Source organism: Halanaerobium saccharolyticum (assembly GCF_003259895.1).
Lineage (GTDB): Bacteria > Bacillota > Halanaerobiia > Halanaerobiales > Halanaerobiaceae > Halanaerobium > Halanaerobium saccharolyticum_A.
Genome location: NZ_QLME01000061.1, coordinates 1 through 1,203 on the forward strand (window position 1 = coordinate 1; position 1,203 = coordinate 1,203).

1 protein-coding gene and 1 pseudogene are annotated in these 1,203 nt (G+C 36.0%); both read left to right on the forward strand.

Annotated features, from left to right (window positions below):
* Nucleotides 1-189: 189 nt before the first annotated feature.
* Nucleotides 190-420 (forward strand): annotated as a pseudogene (locus C7958_RS16185) (transposase); the annotation flags it as partial.
* A 6-nt stretch (nucleotides 421-426) separates the two neighbouring features.
* The coding region (locus tag C7958_RS15500; RefSeq protein WP_133986840.1) for a transposase at nucleotides 427-1,203 on the forward strand (777 nt) is incomplete at its 3' end.

The following is a 1,203-nucleotide window of genomic DNA, read 5'->3' on the forward strand; positions in this document are numbered from 1 at the left end:
AAAAAGGGCTTCACCCCAATCTTGTCGAATTTAATAGTAGCACCCAAAAAACTCGAAAGAAGGTGAAGCCCTATTAATAATATTCGACAAGAGTGTCTCTTTCCCTTTGAAGAATTAGTAAATTTATCGGAAACAGACAAATTAATTTGTATTTTAGATCCTATTGATCTTAAACCTGTTGTTGAAAAGATAAAACCTAAGTCTAATAAAGGTCCTACTGGATACAATCCAGAAGCTATTTTAAGAGCTTTTCTGGTCCAACAGATCGAAAAGATTCCTACTAGAGCAGACTTAGTAAGCAAAATTGATAGAAGTCCATACCTCAGATATGTTTGTGGTTTTTCTACCACTGGCAGGGTGCCCAGCGAGTCAACTTTTAGCCGATATTACAGCAAATTATCTGAGACTGATGAACTGGAAATACTGATGAATAATCTTTTGGATCAATGTATAGATTTTGACTTATTGGACACTGAGACAATGGCTATTGATGCTTCAAAACTGGAAGCTTATGAACGAGCTAAGCCAAGGTCAAAGATAGATAAGGAAAATTCTTTTACCCCTGATTGGGGTACTAAATTTGACTCCCATAAAAATCAGATAACCTGGTATGGCTGGAAGATACATGCTGCAGTTGAAACTAAATCAGAATTACCAATTGCTTTAACTTTAACTCCAGCTAATCATGCAGATAAAACTCAGGCAATACCATTAGTTGAAAAAGTCAATGACTTTTTAGCTAAAAGAGATTTAACTAAACCTAAATACTGGACAATGGATTCAGGCTATGATTATACTGATATCTATGAACATATTCTCTTTGAGCAGGAGTCTCAGGCTATTATCCCAATTAACAAGCGTAATGCTAAACAGCCACCAGCTGGATTCTATGATTTTAAAGGAACACCAGTCTGCAGTGGAGGCCACAAAATGTATTACTGGGGTCATTACAAGGGAGTCAACAAATTTAGATGCCCACATGTATGTGGTAAAGTTGATTGTATTCATGGTACTAAGTGGTGTTCTAACAGCAACTATGGTCGAGTAACTAAAACCAGACCAAAAGAGAACCCAAGATATATTTCAACTCCACATAGAGATTCTAGAACCTGGAGAAAGATCTACAACAAAAGAACCAGTGTTGAAAGAACTTTTTCCAGACTAAAAGAGCATTTAAATTTAGAAAACTTAACTGTAATGGGA